The sequence below is a fragment of the Bifidobacterium sp. wkB344 genome (assembly GCF_003688305.1).
GTDB lineage: Bacteria > Actinomycetota > Actinomycetes > Actinomycetales > Bifidobacteriaceae > Bombiscardovia > Bombiscardovia mizhiensis.
This window is the reverse complement of the sequence record NZ_NPOQ01000013.1, coordinates 289,469-309,409: the sequence shown is the minus strand read 5'-3', so window position 1 is coordinate 309,409 and position 19,941 is coordinate 289,469. Positions and strand designations below refer to the sequence as shown.

Here is a 19,941-nt window from a genome sequence, read left to right as displayed (position 1 = left end):
CGTGCGCGACCCCGCCGACCCCACTAATACGAGTCAAGGGCTGAAAGCCGTACAGGTCAGCACCGGATACTCGCATTCGCTGGCAGTCGGCAGCAACGGATACGCCTACGCATGGGGGGACAACCAATATGGCCAGCTCGGCAACAACAGCACCAACAATTCAACGGTCCCTGCGCTCGTGCGCGACCCCGCCGACCCCACTAATACGAGTCAAGGGCTGAAAGCCGTACAGGTCAGCACCGGATACTCGCATTCGCTGGCAGTCGGCAGCAACGGATACGCCTACGCATGGGGGGACAACCAATATGGCCAGCTCGGCAACAACAGCACCAACAATTCAACGGTCCCTGCGCTCGTGCGCGACCCCGCCGACCCCACTAATACGAGTCAAGGGCTGAAAGCCGTACAGGTCAGCACCGGATACTCGCATTCGCTGGCAGTCGGCAGCAACGGATACGCCTACGCATGGGGGGACAACCAATATGGCCAGCTCGGCAACAACAGCACCAACAATTCAACGGTCCCTGCGCTCGTGCGCGACCCCGCCGACCCCACTAATACGAGTCAAGGGCTGAAAGCCGTACAGGTCAGCACCGGATACTCGCATTCGCTGGCAGTCGGCAGCAACGGATACGCCTACGCATGGGGGGACAACCAATATGGCCAGCTCGGCAACAACAGCACCAACAATTCAACGGTCCCTGCGCTCGTGCGCGACCCCGCCGACCCCACTAATACGAGTCAAGGGCTGAAAGCCGTACAGGTCAGCACCGGATACTCGCATTCGCTGGCAGTCGGCAGCAACGGATACGCCTACGCATGGGGGGACAACCAATATGGCCAGCTCGGCAACAACAGCACCAACAATTCAACGGTCCCTGCGCTCGTGCGCGACCCCGCCGACCCCACTAATACGAGTCAAGGGCTGAAAGCCGTACAGGTCAGCACCGGATACTCGCATTCGCTGGCAGTCGGCAGCAACGGATACGCCTACGCATGGGGGGACAACCAATATGGCCAGCTCGGCAACAACAGCACCAACAATTCAACGGTCCCTGCGCTCGTGCGCGACCCCGCCGACCCCACTAATACGAGTCAAGGGCTGAAAGCCGTACAGGTCAGCACCGGATACTCGCATTCGCTGGCAGTCGGCAGCAACGGATACGCCTACGCATGGGGGGACAACCAATATGGCCAGCTCGGCAACAACAGCACCAACAATTCAACGGTCCCTGCGCTCGTGCGCGACCCCGCCGACCCCACTAATACGAGTCAAGGGCTGAAAGCCGTACAGGTCAGCACCGGATACTCGCATTCGCTGGCAGTCGGCACAGATGGGGGCAACACAGCATGGGGAGACAACCAATATGGCCAGCTCGGCAACGACGGCATCCCCACGGGGGAAAATAACAGTAAAGCCAAGAGTCCTGTTCCTGCGCCGGTGGTACTCAATCCGCAGCCGGTGATAACCAGTGTCAGATTCGACCAGACTCCCTTATCCGGCCTGAGACGCGGCGATGACGGCAGCGTCAACGCGCTCACGCCTGCACACTTGCCGGGCACGGTCACAGTCAGCGTGGACTACACGATAGGCGGCGCACCCCAAAAGCCGGACACTACCCTCCGATACACGTACACGCCTGCAACGCCTGCAGGCGTGCTCCCCCAGGCCGGAGGGGAGGGCATCCTGCTCGCCCTGGCCACAGGGACCGTAAGCATGGGCGGGGTCCTGGCATCCCGCCGCCACAGAAAGGAAACACATAGTCTGTCACATGCTTCGCACGAGTAAGAGCGGCCGGGCGGCGTATCAATCCCCCCGCCCCCGGCCCTACATAGGGGGAGCAGGGAGGAACGTGTCAGTCAAGGCTCAAACCCCAAGAGAGCCGACACTTCCTCCCGCGCCCCCACCACACTTATTTAACCGCCAATGACGTGATGCCGGCCAAACCGATCTATCCATGGTCCGATCATTCATACCCACAACACGGTCCAACTGCATTTGAGGCAGCACGTCAAACACAGTCGAAAGGATAGGCAAGTAATGAGGCCTACCCTGGCAGACCTGACCTAGGCAGTCGGCATCAAGGACAACAGACCAGACAGAGCCCAGAATCATTGGGCAGAGGACAATGCGCCCCCGCACCCCGCCAGCGCAATCGAACCACACATATACGCGCTTCCGCCGGACCGACATTGGCGCCATCCAAGAAGCCACAAGGCAGGACGGCCCCGCCTGCCAGATCAGCCTGATCCCGGCAAGCTCCCAGACCCCTGCCAGTGCGATGCGGTGGCGGCGGCCAGCTGACAGACCCCGCAGACTGCCTGTCAAATTGACCCACCTCCACCCACAGGGCAGCTACGACCCTAGGCTGACCAGTCTTTTGAAAGCGACGGGAAAACCAGCAGATTCCGGATTCTTCACCCGCACTATCCTTGGCCGTCGGAGAATGATGACTACCGGGTCGCATCATGTTAGGTTCGGCCGAAACGTTCGCCCGCACAGAGCATTGGATGCCGCCATCCGTAGCACCCAGACCTGATTGACACTGCCGCTTCCCTCACATCCGATTTGTCAGCCCGTTTCGTCATTGAGCAGATGCTTAATATGGCGGTCGATATAAGAGTCGACACAGTGATGCGATTAATCGGACAATACGACGCTGACATAACAGTTAATGGTGGCTCGCCGTAGCGTGCGGATCGGCTATCACGGATTGCTTCGTGTGTTGTTTTTTCGGCCCAGTGGTATGGTGTGAAAACAGGGGCATCGGAAATGTGTCTGTCTTCCGCAGTGGTTCATGCAATTGGATGCAAGGGCTGGCGTTGAAAGGCTGAACGGTTTTCCGATGGACAAGACGTTACAAGGCAAAGCGGCACCGTTTCGCTGGTTCGACCGTCACGAACCAACAGACAATGCCCAGTGATGGTAAGGGGTTTACGAGTCATGCATGTGGTTTCCCAACTGCGTCGCGCGTTGGCGATGATGGTCGTCCTGCTGGGCCTGCTGGCAGGCCTGGGCGTCGCGTCCGCCAACGCGGCGGACGCTCCTATTCTCACCGGGGGGGGGGGTCGTCAGACCCCTCGCGTAGCTAAGCAAACCCCCGGCACTCTCCCCAGCAACGCAACCAGCACACCACTGCCCTCACCCTCACCAATACAAACCACCGGACCATTAAACCCGACAGCAAGTCCAGAAACCACGTCATCGACGACGGGAACACCTGACAATACAGACTCCGCTCCCGCTAAATCAGCCGAACAAGCAGACAATCGAGCTTCACATACAGTGCGCTTCGACCCGGCCGACGGCAACAAGCCTACTCAGTCAACCGTGAAAACCGGCACCCTCGCCACTCCCCCGCAACAGAACCCTGTGCGTGATGGCTTCCGCTTCGACGGATGGACATACGACGGCCAGCCTTTCGACTTCCAGACCCCCATCCTCCAGGACACGACCCTGAAAGCCCAGTGGACAAAAATAACAGATTGGACGCTGAACCCTGACCACGGGCCCGCTTCCGGCGCCGTCCTGACCATCAACCCGTCCAGTCCGCAGGAACCCTACTACACCAGCATCCACACCACTGGAAACCAGACTGTCGGCCTAACGGGCGACGGGCACATCTACACATGGACACAAGACAGCACACCCAAGCAGGCTCCCTCACCCGCCCAGGCTGCCGACGGGTTCCACTACCTGCAGGCCGCAGCCGGCAACCGATCGCAGGCCGCATTGGGATCCGACCAGCACATCTACACCTGGAACAGCCAACAGCCCACGCCCACCATCCTCGACACCGGCCCGAACACCAGGTTCACCAGCATCAGCATGGACAATGATCTGCTGCTGGCCATGGACCAGCAGGGACAGGTCCACGCCTATCAGACCAGCCAGGCCGACAGCCAAAACACAAAACCGACAGAACAAGCCACAACCAGCCTGCCCGGGCAAGCGCAGGCCATCACCGTCGCCGCCTCCGACAGCCAGGCTCTCATCGCGGACGCGGACGGACACGCCTGGACATGGAATACGACCACCGGAAACTCCAAGCCCGAACGAGTCAAACAGGACCCGGGCGTGCACACCGTCCAAGCCCAAGCCCTCAACCAAGGATTCATCCTCCTAGACACAGACGGGCAAGCCTGGTACCTGGCCGACAACACCACCGCCATGATCCAGATCAGCCTGCCGGACAGCACGCAGGCCAGCCGGATCACCGCCAACAAGAACCAGGCCATCATCACCGGCACGGACGGCCACATCTGGGCCTGGAAACCCGGCAAAACACCCGCCAGCGCAGACAACGGAAGCCACCACTACACGCAGGCCGCAAGCATAGGCAACAGCATCATCGCCGTGGACAAGCAGGGCGGCGTGTTCACCTGGAATCTGGCCGACCAAGGCCAAGACGGCAAGCGAGCCAGACTCGACACCACTGTTGCCCCAGCACTCGAATCAGCCAGCATGGACGGCCAGCCATTAACGCTCAAGAAAACAGGCGGCGTCTGGCAGACAAAGGCGACCACACACAAGACTGGTCCAGCCGCCATTCTCATCGCCGGCAAACAGGACGGCCAACCCTTCAGCAGAAGCCTCGGTTACACCGTCAGCCAGCCACAGGCACGAGATGCGAAGACAGAAGCCAGCCACACAGTTAGCTTCAAGACGGACGGAGGAAACCCCAAACCCGAAGACCAGAATATCCCCTACCCATATGGCAGGGTCCAGCGGCCTACAACCGATCCAACTCGCGAAGGCTACCAGTTCGATGGGTGGTTCATCGACGAAGTCGCCTACGACTTCAGTAAGCCCGTCACCGACAACCTCACCCTCACCGCCCACTGGACAAGCAAAAGCGCCAGCGACACATGGAGCATCAACCCCAACAAGGGCAGCCAACTGGGCGGGCAGAAAACCACCATCACTCCGCCAGCCAACACCAACGGCATCAAATTCAACCAGACCAGCGGTGGAGGGGACCCCATGCAAAGTCAGATAGGATACTCGCTGGCCGTAGGCAGCGACGGCAACGCCTACGCCTGGGGCAACAACCTGAATGGCCAGCTTGGTGACGGGACAACCAGTCAACGGACCACACCGGTCATGGTGAAGAAGCCTGATCGCAAGACGTATACGGATGTGCCAGCGGATTTCACCTACGTGCAGGTCAGCGCTGGAGGCCAGCATTCGCTGGCCCTGGGCAGCGACGGATTCGTATATGCCTGGGGATGGAACTACTATGGCCAGCTCGGCAATGGTGGCAGAGGCGGCTATTTAACTGCTCCTGTGCGCGTACAAAACCCCAACAACTCAGGCGAGGGCCTGAAGGCGATCCAGATCTCCGCCGGTTTGTGGAACTCTATGGCGCTCGGAGATGATGGGACCGTATACACCTGGGGCAGCATATCCAAAGACGGCTATACAAACAACGGCACGAATCCGCAGACAATCCCTTCCACCGTCAAGGATCCCTCAGACACGAGCGGAGCTTTCCACGCCATACAGATAAGTACTCATTGGACATTCGACATGGCCATCGGCCAAGATGGATACGTATACGCCTGGGGCTACAACGGCAACGGTCAACTCGGCAACAACACCATCGACGGGACTCATGATTCGGCCACACCGAGCCGCGTATTTGCATCCAGCAAGTCCACCGCAGCGGCTGGCCCCTGGCTGAAGGCTGTTCAGGTGAGCGCCGGAGGCTGGTATGCGCTTGCAGTCGATGAGAACGGGAACACCTGGTCATGGGGACAAAACATGCGCGGTCAGCTCGGCAACGGCACCTCCTCCGACTCATCCGTCCCTGTGCTTGTACGATACCCTGCTAGTGCAGGCACGGTGAAAATTGTGCAAGTGAGCACCGGTACCTGGCATTCTCTGGCGATAGACGAGGATGGAAACACATGGGCATGGGGCTGGAACAGCGACGGTCAGCTAGGCAATAACACACTGGGCAATCAGTCATCCCCAGCAAAAGTGTTCGCTTCCTCGCAATCCAAAGGCTCAGCCGGCCCCTGGCTGAACGCTAAGCAAGTAAGCGGAGGTTGTTATCATACGCTGGCGATCGATACACATGGGAACGTCAGAACTTGGGGAAACAACACCAATGGCCAGCTAGGCAATCCTGACGTGAGAAGTCGAAGCCTAGTTCCTGTCCTAGTAGTGTTCAACCTGCAGCCGGTGATCACCAGCGTCAGATTCGACAGCAGCACCGCGACGAACCTGACCAACATCAGCAACAGCAACAGCGTCACCGTGACCACACCTGAACACCTACCGGGCACGGTCACGGTCAGCGTCGATTACATGCTAGGTGGCGCTGGACAGGTTTTGACCGACAAATCCCTGACCTACATGTACACGCCTTTGGGTGTGCTCCCCCAGGCCGGCGGGGAAGGCATCCTGCTCGCCTTGGCCACCGGCATGACCGGCATGGGTGGGGTCATGGCCTCTCGCCGCCACAGAAGGGAACAGCTACAGCTTCTACACGCTTCGCACGAGTAAGACAGGCCGAAGGCTTATCAATCCCCCGCCCTCGGCCTCACGGGGCGCACGGAGGCAAGTGTCACTCAAGGCTCAATCCCCAAGGGAGCCGACACTCCTCTCGCGCCCCCACCACATTTGTCAATCGACCGCCCGACAGCGACAGTAGAAGCAACCACTCTTATCGGGCACGGCCAGTCGATCAACCTGCATCAGGGACAAAAACCCTACGACCGGTCTGCTAATGGTCGACAGGCTTGAAGTAGATGATTTCAGCGCCAATCAGAAGCGGGTTGCTGCAGTCGACGGCCCCAAGACGCTGATGCTCTCCAGACTAGATCCGCCCTTCAGCCTTCTATCACCAGGCATCTATTGAACTTCGTGAAGGAGATAAGAGTCAATAGGGCGATGCTTACAGGCCGTTTCCACTAGTGATGCAATTAGCCAAAAACACAAAACCAATTACCACATGGTCGTCTATAGCGAGATCACCTATCACGAGTTGTATCGTGTGTTATTTATGGACTGGGTGGTAGGGTAAAAAACGAGGGATGTCGAAAAGACAGCTGGCTTCCGCCATTGGCTGATGCAATCATGTTGGACTGGCGCTGATAGGCAGAATGGCTTTCCGACGGTCAGAACTTTGTATAGGCAAGCGGCATTGACTCCGTTTGGTGTTTGGTGAAGGGGTTTTGGTTTCATGCATCTGGTTTCCCGTCTGCGTCGCATCCTGGCGATGATGACCATCCTGCTGAGCCTACTGGCAGGCCTGGGCGTCGCATCCGCCAACGCGGCGGATACTCCTATTCTCACCGGGGGGGGGGGGTCGTCAGACCCCTCGCGTAGCTAAGCAAACCCCCGGCACTCTCCCCAGCAACGCAACCAGCACAACACTGCCCTCACCATCACCTTTACAAACCACCACACCATTAAGCCCGACAGCAAGTCCAACCACCCCGTCATTGACGACGGATAGTCCGGACAATGTTGACTCCGATTCAACCAAGCCGACCGATCAGACAAACGGTCAGGCCGCGCACACAGTGCGCTTCGACCCAGCCGACGGCAGCAAACCCACCCAATCAACCGTGAAAACCGGCAACCTCGCCACTCCCCCGCAACACAATCCCCAACGTCCCGGCTTCCGGTTCGACGGATGGACACTCGACAACCAGCCTTTCGACTTCCAGACCCCCATCCTCCAGAACACCACCCTGACAGCCCAATGGTCGAAAACCACGGACTGGACGCTGAACCCTGACCATGGGCCCGCCTCAGGCGCACGGCTGACCATCAGCCCGCCAGACAGGCAGGAACCCTACTATGTCAGTGTCCAAGCCGCAGGAAACCAGATCCTCGGCCTGGCCGGCGACGGCCGCATCTACACATGGACCCAAGACAGCACACCAAAACAGGTGCCCTCCCCCGCCCAGGCTCCCGACGGGTTCCACTACCAGCAGGCCGCAGCAGGCAGCCGATGGCAGGCCGCGCTCGGATCCGACCAGCAGATCTACACCTGGACCAGCCAGCAACCCGAACCCGCGACCCTCGACACCAACAGGAACATCCAATTCACCAGCATCAGCATGAACGGCGACCGGCTCCTCGCCGTGGACCGGCAAGGCCGGGTCCACGTCTTCCAAGCCGATCAGACCAACAGCCAGAATCCAAACACGAAGCCCGCAGAACAGGCCACAACCAGCCTGCCCGGACAGGCGCAGGCCGTCCTTGCAGGCGCCTCCGACAGCCGGATCCTGGTACTGGATTCGGACGGGCAAACCTGGGCATGGGACGCAAGCAAGACCGGCAACGTCAAACCCGAACTCCTCAGGCAGGACCCGGGCATGCGCACCGTCCAAGCCCAAGCCCTCAACCAAGGATTCCTCCTCCTGAACGAGGACGGGCAAGCCTACTACCTGGCCGACAACACAACTGAACCCACAGCCGTCAGCCTGCCAGAAGGCATACAGGCAAGCAGGATCACCGCCGACAGGAACCAGGCCATCATCACCGACAGGAACGGCCACGTCTGGTCCTGGAAGACAGACGCAACCCCCACCCGGGCGGACAACAGCAACCAGCCATACGCTCAGGCCGTCCTTGCAGGCGACAGGATCACCGCCATCAGCAGGCAAGGCGGCATATACCGCTGGAGCCCGGACAAGCAAGGCCAGCCCGGCAAGCCAGCCATACTCAGCACCACCACAGCACCCGTCCTTGAAACAGCCAGCCTGGAAGGCCAGGCTCTCAAACTCAACAAGAGGAACAATGCCTGGCAGACGGACATATCCTCCCACACGCCAGGACCAGCCACCATCCTCATCACCGGCAAACAAGACAACCAGCCCTTCACCAGAAGCCTCACCTACACAGTCGACCAGCCACTGACCAGAGATGTCCAGCCTAGCTCAATCTACAAGGTCAGCTTCGATACCACCGGAGGAAGCCAGGCACCCCAACCCCAACAAGTCACCTACCCGTACGGAAGGGTGCAGCGGCCCTCACCTGATCCGACGCGCAGCGGCTATCAGTTCGATGGTTGGTTCACCGGCAACACCGCCTACAACTTCAGCACGCCTGTCACCAAAAACATCACCCTCACCGCCCGCTGGACAAGCAAAAACCCAAGAACCACGTGGACCATCAACCCTGACAGGGGCAGCCAGTTCGGCAATGAAACCACCACCATCACCCCGCCAGACAGCACCAGCGGCGTTAAATTCAACCAAATCAGTAATTCAATTGGATCTGTCGTCATGCAAAATAGCGTTTCCTTGGCTGTAGGCAGTGACGGTAACGCGTACGCATGGGGAGACAACAGGTCTGGCCAGCTCGGCAACGGGACGACCACCCAGCAGAACACGCCAGTCCCGGTGAAAAAGCCAGCAGGCGTGTCGGCTGACTTCACCTATGTACAGGTCAGCGCCGGATACCGGCATTCACTGGCCTTGGGCAGCGACGGATACGTATACGCCTGGGGAGACAATACATATGCCCAGCTCGGCAACAACACCAGCGGCGGCTATTCAACTGTACCCGTGCGTGTCTGTGATCCTTCTACACATTCCAACGTAAATACGGGACTGAAGGCCATACAGGTTGACGCTGGAGGCGAGCATTCACTGGCAATCGACAAGGAAGGTAATGTCTGGGCATGGGGACGCAACGGGAACGGTCAGCTCGGCAACGGCACCAACAGCAACTACTCGAGTACTCCCGTACGCGTGTGCGATCCAGAACATCCTACGGATGCAAGCAAAGGGCTGGTGGCAATAACAGTAGCTGGCGGAGGAGCTCACTCATTAGCGATTGACAGGGACGGGAATACCTGGGCTTGGGGATTCAACAGTTACGGCCAGCTTGGCAACAATGTCACGAACGGCTTCGATGGTGCTAATCCTGTTCCTGTGCGCGTGCGCGACCCGAACAATCCCGACGATACAAGCAAAAACTTAAAAAGCGTTCAAATCAGCGCCGGTTTTGAACATTCCATTGCTATCGATGCCCAAGGGAACACCTGGTCATGGGGGTGGAATTATTGGGGCGAGCTCGGACAGAATACGACGAATCAGGATATTCTTTCCCCAGCTCGAGTATACAATCCCGACAATCCCAGTATCCCCTTCAAAGCCAGCCAAGTCAGTGCGGGATACGACACTTCCCTAGCAATTGACACCAATGGAATTGCATGGTCGTGGGGACGAAACACTTACGGCCAACTTGGCTATACCAATTATGACGATTCTCGAGGCCACAACCAGCCAGCAAAGGTGCGAAATCCTGCATCCTCAAATAACACCAATCTAAGCCTTTCCAGCACTCTCGTCAGTGCTGGAAACTGGCATTCCCTGGCTATCGGCAAGGATGGATACACATATGGATGGGGATACAACAAGTATGGTCAACTCGGCAATAACAGCAACAAAGATGCCTATGTCCCGATGTTGGTGGAGTTTAACCTGGCTCCGGTAATCAGCGCAGCCAGGCTCGACACCAGCCCCGGCACGCATCTGACTCCTGTCAGCAACAGCAACAGCGTGACCGTGCTCACGCCTGAACACCTGCCGGGCACGGTCACGGTCAGCGTCGACTACACGATGGGCGGCTCAGGAAGCACGCTGACTGACACCTCCCTCAGATACACGTACATGCCTGCAGGCGTGCTCCCCCGGGCCGGAGGGGAGGGCATCCTGCTCGCCCTGGCCACCGGCATGACCGGCATGGGCGCGATGCTAGCCTCACGCCGCCACCGGAGGGAACAACACCGTCTATTGCACGCTTCGCACGAGTAAGAAAAAGGCCTGGGGCACATATCAATCCCCCCGCCCCCGGCCCACATAGGGGGAGCAGGGAGGCCAGTGTCACTTAAGGCTCAATCCCCAAGAGAGCCGACACTCCCTCCCGCGCCCCCCACCACACTTCCGCACGCATATACACACGGCCACGCAACAAACCGGTTCGGGAGTATCAGAACAGGACGGCAATGATTCTTCTCTGCACCAACCTGGTCGACACTGGGAGAATCCCAGCAGCAGCAGCTGCTGCTCCCGCCATTTACAGGACATCCAACCGACAACCGTCAAAGACCTTGAGCGGATAGCATCGATAAACTGCCATGCAAGGCCTGAGATGCCGCCATCCGCGACTCCCCGACCTCACCGGCAATCTCGTCCAGAGCCGTCACCACCCCCGCCGCTTCCCACGCACCTGACCTGCCGAACCAATCTACTCCTGGACAGACAGAGAGCTTGGGAATCGGAGCACCGGTTAACAAAGCGATACCTACCTCCAATCTCTTCTGCCAGTGAGCCAATTAACCAGCAATACGGTTAGGCATGGGAATCGAACAAGTCTTGGACTACATTCCGAAGCACTTATTGCCAGGTACACCATGTGTGGTGCTTTTTCGGCTAGCATGATGAATGCAATGCGGTTGAGTCATTGGTTGGGTTTCGATGTGGCTCGAGGGGTCACTTTCTGACGGGTAGGACGTTGTAAGCAGAGGTCATCGGCACACTCTTGGGGATGCTGGAGGTAGATGTGTCCGATGTGGGCGAAAGGTGTTCGGCTTATGCATCTGGGTACCCATCTACGTCGTATCTCGGCGACGATGATCATCCTGCTTAGCTTGCATGCAGGCCCGGCTGCGGCATCCACCAATGCGGACGGTGATGCACTCCCCACTCTCTCCGGCAGCGCTGCCAGCACTCAACTTTCCTCGCCATCGGCCCTGAAAACCGCATCAACGCTAAAACCTGCAACAACTTCAGATGCCCCTTCAACGTCGACGGGCATTCCGGGCAGCACAGAATCGGCTTCTTCGGCCAAGCCATCCGATAAGACGGACGATGAAGCCACGCACGTGGTGCGCTTCGATCCTACCGATGGAGGCACGCCTGGGCAGGCAAGTGTGAAAACCGGAACCCTCGCCGCACCCCCGAAACAGAATCCTCAGCGTGATGGATTCCGATTCGAAGGATGGACACTTGACGGCCAGCCCTTCGACTTTCAAACGCCCATCCTCCAAGACACGACACTGACTGCGAAATGGAGCAAAGCCGCAGACTGGAGGCTGAGCCCGGACCACGGGCCCGCCACCGGCTCCCGCTTGACCATCAGCCCGCCCAGTCGGCAAGAACCCTATTACATCGCCATCCACACAGCAGGCAACCAGACAGTCGGCCTGACCGGCGACGGCCGCATCTACGCCTGGACGCAGGACAGCACACCCGTGCAGGTTCCCTTCCCCGCCCAGGCTCCCAACGGGTTCCACTACCTGCAGGCCACGGCAGGCGACCAATGGCAGGCAGCATTAGGATCCGACCAGCACGTCTACACCTGGACCAGTGAGCAAGCGACGCCCATGATTCTTGACGCCGGCCAGAACTCCAAGTTCACCAGCATCAGCATGAACAGGGACCTGCTGCTGACCATCGACCTGCAGGGACAGGTCCACACCATCCAAAACAGCCAGGACGACAGCCGGGATCCGACCAGGCTGCCCGGTCAAGCGCAGGCCGTCACCGCCGTCTCCTCAGCCAACCGTATCCTCGCCTTAGATGCAGATGGGCAAGCCTGGACTTGGGACACAACCAACACTGGAAGCGCCAAGCCAGAACGCATCAGGCAAGACTCGGTCATGCGCACCGTCCAAGCCTTCGATGAAGGAGTCCTCCTATTGGACGCAGGCGGGCAGACCCGATACTTGGCCGACAGCACAACCAGCCCTACATCTGTCAGCCTGCCGGACGGCGTGCAGGCCAGCAGAATCACCGCCAACAACAGCCAGGCCATCATCACCGACAAGGACGGCCATGTCTGGACTTGGGAGCCCGGCAAGACGCCCGTCCGCGCGGACAACATGGGACAGGTTTACGTGCAGGCCACGGCTGCCGGCAGCGGGATCACCGCCATTGACAGGCAGGGCAGCATATTCAGATGGAACCTGGACGCCCAGGGCAAGCCCGGAAAACCGGCCCGGCCCGACACCATCCAAGCGCCCATCCTGGAAACAGCCAGCATGGACGGCCAGCCACTCAAACTCAGCAAACAGAACGGCACCTGGCAGACGGACACCCCAGCCCACAAGCCCGGACAAGCCACCATCACCATCGCCGGCAGGCAGGATGGCCAGCCCTTCACCAGGAGCCTCGGCTACACGGTCGACCAGACCCTGACCAGAGAGGTCCAACAGGGCACCGCTTATACGGTCCATTTCGACACGGGCGAAGGAGGCCCGACCCCCCAGGACCAGAGCATCCAGCCAGTCTACGGCAGGGTCCAGCGCCCCTCCCCCGACCCGACGCGCAGCGGCTACCAGTTCGACGGATGGTTCACCGGCCAGATCGCCTACGACTTCAGCAAACCCGTCACCCAGAATCTCACTCTCACCGCCAAATGGACCAGCAAAAACCCCAACACCTCCTGGAGCATCAACCCCGACAAGGGCAGCCAGCTCGGCAAGGAATCCATCACCATCACACCGCCAGCCACCAGCCGAGGTATAAGGTTCAGCCAGGTCAACGGCGGAGGATACGTATATGGTGATCTGACGGGGTATTCGCTGGCTGTGGGCAGCGACGGGAACGCCTACGCCTGGGGACTGAACTGGTATGGCCAGCTCGGCAACAGCACGTCCGTCCAGCAGAACACGCCCGTCCTGGTGTCAAAGCCCGCAGGCACACCCACGGATTTCACCTACGTGCAGGCTGATGCCGGAGGCTATCATTCGCTGGCCATCGGCAGCGACGGGTACGTGTACGCCTGGGGGCTCAACGACCACGGGCAGCTCGGCAACCACACCACATCCAATTCATCGACCCCCGTGCGCGTGCACGGGCCCGGCAACACCGGCGAAGGGCTGAAAGCCATCCAGGTCGCCGCAGGAGCCTGGAACTCCATGGCATTGGCGGCCGACGGCACCGTATACACCTGGGGCGGCATATCCAAAGGACACGGTGATGACTGCTTCAGCCCGCAGAACGTGCCCATGGCGGTCAAGAACCCTTCGGATGCGAGCGGTGTCCTCCACGCCGTGCAGATCAGCACAAGCTGGTCCTTCGACATGGCCATCGGCCAGGACGGGTACGTGTACACCTGGGGCTACAACACCCATGGCCAGATCGGCAAGAACACCAGCGACGAGAGTTTCCACCTCACGCCCAGCCGTGTGTTCGCCTCCAACAAGTCCACGGCTGCTGCGGGCCCCTGGCTGAAGGCCGTCCAGGTGAGCGCCGGAAGCTGGTATGCACTGGCTATCGGCGAGGATGGCAGCACCTGGTCATGGGGCTACAATCAGTACGGTTCGCTCGGCGACGGCTACAGCAGCAGTGCAAGTCCTGTTCCCGTGCGCGTGCGATACCCCGCGAATGCGGGCGCAGTGACAGCCGTGCAGGTGAGCGCAGGAATTTACCATTCATTGGCCGTCGACACGGACGGGAACACCTGGGCATGGGGCTACAACGACTATGGTCAGCTCGGCGACAACGCCACCATTGACCGGTATTCCCCTGTGAAGGTGTTTGCCTCCGCGCAGTCCACGAGCTCGGCCGGACCCTGGCTGAATGCTGTGCAAGTCAGCGCAGGATGGCGGCATTCACTGGCGATTGGCACGGACGGAGTCGCCTACGCCTGGGGACAGAACTGGTATGGCCAGCTCGGCAATCTCAATTCAGGAAGGCAGAGTCCTGTTCCTTCACCGGTGTCGTTCAACCTGCAGCCGGTGATCACCGGCGTCACCTTCGATGCCAGCCCAGGCACGAACCTGATCCGCGGCGATGGCAGCAGCGTCAGCGTCACCACGCCCGCACACCTGCCGGGCACAGTCACAGTCAGCGTTAAATACACAACGGGCGGCGCGGGAAATACCCTGACCGACACTTCCCTCAGATACACGTACATGCCTGCAGCACCTGTAGGCGTGCTCCCCCAGACCGGCGGTGCAGGCATCCTGCTGACCCTGGTCACAGGAGTTGTGAGCATGGGTAGTGTGCTGGCCTCCCGCCGCCACAGGAGGAAACAGCATCAGCTGTCGCAAACTTAGCACGAGTAAGACCAGCCAGGGCGGGTCAATCTCTCGGCCTTGGCTTATCGGGGGCGCACGGAGGCATTCGTCATATAAGGCTCAATTCCAAGTGAGCTGACACGCCTCCCGCGCCCCTCCCACCACGCTTTTATCGATAACAGTCAGCGGGATCTGAAAGCAGTCATGCACGCGACGCTCCTATCGAGGAGAAAGAAAGGGATACATCAGTCCTGCTAAGGACACACGGTCGCAAGTCAGCCCGGCCTTCGTCTGTGCTTCTTGTCCCGAGGTAATTGCTGTCAACAACCACCCTCCCCTAGCCAGAGAAATCTTTGCCGCCGGGCAGTTGAGCCTCGCTCGGGTGTTGTCTGTGAACTGGGTGGTAGGGTGAAAAGCGGGGGACGTCGAAAAGACGACTGGCTTACGCCATGGCTACTGTAATCCGATGCAGGGCTGGCATTGAGAGACGGCACGGCTTTCCGACAGGTAGTACTTTACATTGACAGGCGGCATTTGCTCCGCTTGGTGTTTGGTGAAGGGGTTTTGGTTTCATGCATCTGGTTTCCCGTCTGCGTCGCATCACGGTGATGATGACCGTCCTGATCAGCCTGCTGGCAGGCCTGGGCGTCGCATCCGCCCAGGCGGCGGATACTCCCATACTCACCGGGGGGGGGGGGTCGTCAGACCCCTCGCGTAGCTAACGGAACCTCCGGCACTCTCCCCAGCAATGCAACAAGCACACCACTGCCATCACCCTCGCCAATACAACCAGCCACACCTTTAAGCCCAACAGCAAGCCCAGGCACCCCGTCATCGACGACAAGCAGCGCAGGCAGCATAGACGCCGCTCCTGCTCAATCAGCCGAAAAAACAGATGATCAAACTTCACATACAGTGCGCTTCGACCCCGCAGACGGGAACACATCTACTCGGTCAACTGTGAAGACCGGGACTCTCGCCACCCCCCTGTTACAGAATCCTGTGCGTGAAGGCTTCCTATTCGACGGATGGACATACAACGGCCAGCCTTTTGACTTCCAGACCCCCATTCTCCAGAACACGACCCTGAAAGCCAAGTGGACGAAGACCCAAGACTGGAAGCTGAACCCTGACCACGGGCCTGCTTCCGGCGCCGTCCTGACTATCAGCTCGCCCAGTTCGCAGGAACCCTACTACACCAGCATCCATTCAGCCGGAAAACAAGTTGTTGGCCTGACAGGCGACGGCTGCATCTACACATGGACGCAGGACAGCACGCCAATACAGGTCCCCTCGCCCGCCCAGGCTCCCGACGGGTTCCACTACCTGCAGGCCGCAGCCGGCGACCAATGGCAGGCAGCACTCGGATCCGACCAGCACATCTACACCTGGAACAGCCAGCAGCCCACGCCCACCATCCTCGACACTGATCGGAACATCGGGTTCACCAGCATCAGCCTGAACGATGACCGACTCCTGGCCGTGGACCGGCAGGGACAGGTCCACGCCTTCCAAGACAGCCAGAAAGACACTCAGAACACGAACACGAAGCCAGAAGAGCAGGAAACAACCAGACTGCCCGGAAAGACGCAGGCCGTCACCGCCGTCGCCTCCAGCAGCCGGACCCTCATCATGGACACGGACGGGCAAGCCTGGACCTGGGATGCGAGCAACACCGGCAAAGCCAAACCCACAAGCATCAAACAAGACCCCGGAATGCGCATCATCCAAGCCCAAACCCTCAACCAAGGATTCCTCCTCCTGGACGCGGACAGGCAGGCCAATTACCTGGCCGACAGCACCAACAGTCTCACAGCCGTCAGCCTGCCGGACGGCGTGCAGACCAGCAGAATCACCGCCAACAAGGACCAGGCCATGATCACCGGCACGGACGGCCACGTCTGGGCCTGGAAGCCCGGCGAAGCACCCAAGCGCACAGACAACGGGAACCAGCAGTACATGCAGGCCGTCGAATCTAGCAGCATGATCATCGCCATCAGCAGGCAGGGCAACATATACAAGTGGAGCCTGGACGGGCAGGGCCAGCCCGGCAAGCCAGCCAGACTCGACACCACACAGGCGCCCACCCTGGAAACAGCCAGCATGGACGGCCAGCCGCTCAAACTCACCAAGAACAACAACTCATGGCAGGCAGACATACCCGCACGCAAGCCCGGGACAGCCGCCATCACCATCACCGGAAGGCAGGACGGTCAGCCCTTCACCAGAAACCTCAACTACACAGTCGACCAGACACTGACACGAGACGACCAGCAGGGCACGACCCACACCGTCACTTTCAATGCTACCGGAGGAAAACCCGAACCAACACACCAGACCGTCTCCACCCCGAACGGCAGGGTGAAGCGACCCTCCCCCAACCCTACGCGTGAGGGCTTCCTGTTCGACGGATGGTTCATAGAACAGGTCGCCTACGATTTCAGCAAGCCTGTGACCAAGGATCTCACCCTGACCGCCAAGTGGACGCCCGCAGGCCGGAACAGCACGTGGAGCATCAGCCCCGACAAGGGCAGCCAGCTGGGCAGGGAATCCACCACCATCACCCCGCCAGACAGCGCCAGCCGGGGCATCAGGCTCAGCCAGGTCAGCAGTTCAACAAATAACGGTGCTACTTCCAATGGCTTTTCCTTGGCTGTGGGCAGCGACGGGAACGCCTACGCCTGGGGAAACAACGACCATGGCCAGCTCGGCGACGGGACGACCACCAACCGGACTACGCCGGTCATGGTGAGGAAACCTGCAGACACTCCTGCGGATTTCACCTATGTGCACGTCAGCGCCGGATGGCAGCATTCGCTGGCTCTGGGCAGCGACGGATACGTGTATGCCTGGGGATACAACGGCTATGGCCAGCTCGGCAACAACAGCACCCCCAAAGGGGTATATAACAGCAAAGCTAAGAGTCTTATTCCTGTGCGCGTGCGCGACCCTGCTAAACCTACAGACGCGAGCAAAGGACTGAAAGCCGCACAAGTAAGCGCCGGATGGGGTCATTCGCTGGCCGTGGGCAGCGACGGATACGCCTACGCATGGGGATACAACGGCTATGGCCAGCTCGGCAACAACAGCACCCGTAATTCATTGGTTCCTGTGCGCGTGCGCGACCCTGACAACCCCAAGGACGAGAGCCGAGGACTGCAGGCAATTCAAGTGAGCAGCGGATACGGTCATTCTTTGGCCGTGGGCCGCGACGGATACGCCTACGCATGGGGATACAACTACTGGGGCCAGCTCGGCAACAACAACATCAACAGTCCGAGTTTTCCTGTGCATGTGCGCGACCCTGACAAACCTACTGACACGAGCAAAGGGCTGCGGGCCATGCAGGTAAGCGCCGAATACGCTAATTCGCTGGCCGTGGGCAGCGACGGATACGCCTACGCCTGGGGAAACAACTACCGCGGCCAGCTCGGCAATAACAACAACATCAACAGCAACAGTGCGAATCCTATTCCTCTGCGCGTGCGCAACCCAACCAGCCCCACTGATAAGAGCCAAGGATTGCAGACGATTCAGGTGAGTAGCGGACACGATTATTCGCTGGCCGTGGGCAGCGACGGATACGCCTACGCCTGGGGAAAGAACAGCGGCTCTGTTCCTGTGCGTGTGCGTGACCCTGCTAAACCTACAGACTCAAGCAAAGGACTGCAAGCCACACAAGTAAGCACCGGATGGTCTCATTCGTTGGCCGTGGGTAGCAACGGGAACGCCTACGCCTGGGGAGACAATGGCGCAGGCCAGCTCGGTGACGGCACCAAAACCGACAAGTCGGCTCCTGTGCTGGTGTCGTTCAACTTGCAGCTGGTGATCACCGGCGTCAGGTTCGACCAGACCGCCGTATCAGGATTGACGCGCGGCGATAACGGCAGCGTCAGCATGCTCACACCGGCACACGCACCGGGCACGGTCACCGTCAGCGTCGACTACACGCTGGGTGGCGCACCCCAAACGCCGGACACCTCCCTCAGGTACACGTACCTGCCCGCAGGCGTGCTCCCCCGCGCCGGAGGGGAGGGCATCCTGCTCGCCCTGGCCACCGGCATGACCGGCATGGGCGGGGTGCTCGCCTCATGCCGCCACCGGAGGGAACAACACCAGCTGTCACATGCTTCGCACGAGTAAGAGCGGCCGGGCGGCGTATCAATCCCCCCGCCCCCGGCCCATACAGGGGGAGCAGGGAGGAACGTGCCACTTTAGGCTCAAACCCCAAGAGAGCCGACACTTCCTCCCGCGCCCCCACCACACTTCTGCAGGCGGGAAGCCGAGGGGCAGGCATGCACGCCCCCGTATCCGCCTGGGAGAGAGGGAAACACGGCCAGGCCGGCCACGGCCAGACACCCACAGCCGGCCTGGCCGCCGTTCATTTCTCTTCCCCCCCTCCCTCCTCATAATTTGGCGAGCAGCCGCCTTTACCCACCATTGAGGTCATCACCACCCAGGGCTCAGACCTGGCTCGTGTGTGTTGCTTGTTAATCCGGTGGTATGGTGAAAAACGTGGGGGCGTCGAGAAGACAACTGGCTTCCGCCATTGGCTCATGCAATCCGATGCAGGGCTGGCGTTGAAGGACAGAAGGGCTTTCCGACGGGCAGAACTTTAAACAAACAAGCGACATTTGGATTCGTTTGGTGTTGGTAAGGGGTTTCGGTTTCATGCATGTGGTTTCTCGTCTGCGTCGCGCGTTGGCGATGGTGATCGTCCTGTTGGGCCTGCTGGCAGGCTTGGGCGTCGCGTCCGCAAACGCGGCGGACGCTCCTGTACTCACCGGGGGGGGGGGGTCGTCAGACCCCTCGCGTAGCTAACGGAACCTCCGGCACTCTCCCCAGCAACGCAACACACACTCCACTTCCGACCCCATCGCCACTGACAACCACATCACCATTAAATCCCGAAACAACAGACCCGTCTGCTCCCTCATCGCCGACGGCT

The 19,941-nt window shown here is 59.9% G+C and carries 6 protein-coding genes and 1 pseudogene; all 7 read left to right on the top strand.

Annotated features, from left to right (window positions below; translation table 11 throughout):
* A pseudogene (locus CI601_RS04610) lies at positions 1–1,789 on the top strand (chromosome condensation regulator RCC1); the annotation flags it as partial.
* Positions 1,790–2,944: 1,155 nt separating this feature from the next.
* Positions 2,945–6,511 (top strand): InlB B-repeat-containing protein, encoded by a 3,567-nt coding sequence (locus tag CI601_RS04605; RefSeq protein ID WP_121914480.1) that lies wholly within the window; start codon positions 2,945–2,947, stop codon positions 6,509–6,511.
* Positions 6,512–7,190: 679 nt separating this feature from the next.
* Entirely contained in the window at positions 7,191–7,340 is a 150-nt protein-coding gene (locus CI601_RS08440; protein WP_183129755.1) for a hypothetical protein, read from the top strand.
* 112 nt (positions 7,341–7,452) lie between these two features.
* Entirely contained in the window at positions 7,453–10,782 is a 3,330-nt protein-coding gene (locus CI601_RS04600) for an InlB B-repeat-containing protein (protein WP_259465319.1), read from the top strand.
* 779 nt (positions 10,783–11,561) lie between these two features.
* On the top strand, positions 11,562–15,032 hold the full coding sequence (locus CI601_RS04595; RefSeq protein WP_121914479.1) for an InlB B-repeat-containing protein: 3,471 nt from the start codon (positions 11,562–11,564) through the stop codon (positions 15,030–15,032).
* A 533-nt stretch (positions 15,033–15,565) separates the two neighbouring features.
* Positions 15,566–15,715 carry a hypothetical protein gene (locus tag CI601_RS08435; protein ID WP_183129754.1) on the top strand — a complete coding sequence of 50 codons (150 nt, stop codon included), beginning with the start codon at positions 15,566–15,568 and terminating at the stop codon, positions 15,713–15,715.
* 238 nt (positions 15,716–15,953) lie between these two features.
* Positions 15,954–19,136 carry an InlB B-repeat-containing protein gene (locus tag CI601_RS04590; protein WP_259465318.1) on the top strand — a complete coding sequence of 1,061 codons (3,183 nt, stop codon included), beginning with the start codon at positions 15,954–15,956 and terminating at the stop codon, positions 19,134–19,136.
* Positions 19,137–19,941 lie beyond the last annotated feature (805 nt).

What these genes read in the sequence shown, in the direction of transcription:
- CI601_RS04605 (WP_121914480.1), top strand. Translation starts at nt 2,945, where the DNA reads ATGCATGTGGTTTCCCAACTGCGTCGCGCGTTGGCGATGATGGTCGTC.
- CI601_RS08440 (WP_183129755.1), top strand. Translation starts at nt 7,191, where the DNA reads ATGCATCTGGTTTCCCGTCTGCGTCGCATCCTGGCGATGATGACCATC.
- CI601_RS04595 (WP_121914479.1), top strand. Translation starts at nt 11,562, where the DNA reads ATGCATCTGGGTACCCATCTACGTCGTATCTCGGCGACGATGATCATC.
- CI601_RS08435 (WP_183129754.1), top strand. Translation starts at nt 15,566, where the DNA reads ATGCATCTGGTTTCCCGTCTGCGTCGCATCACGGTGATGATGACCGTC.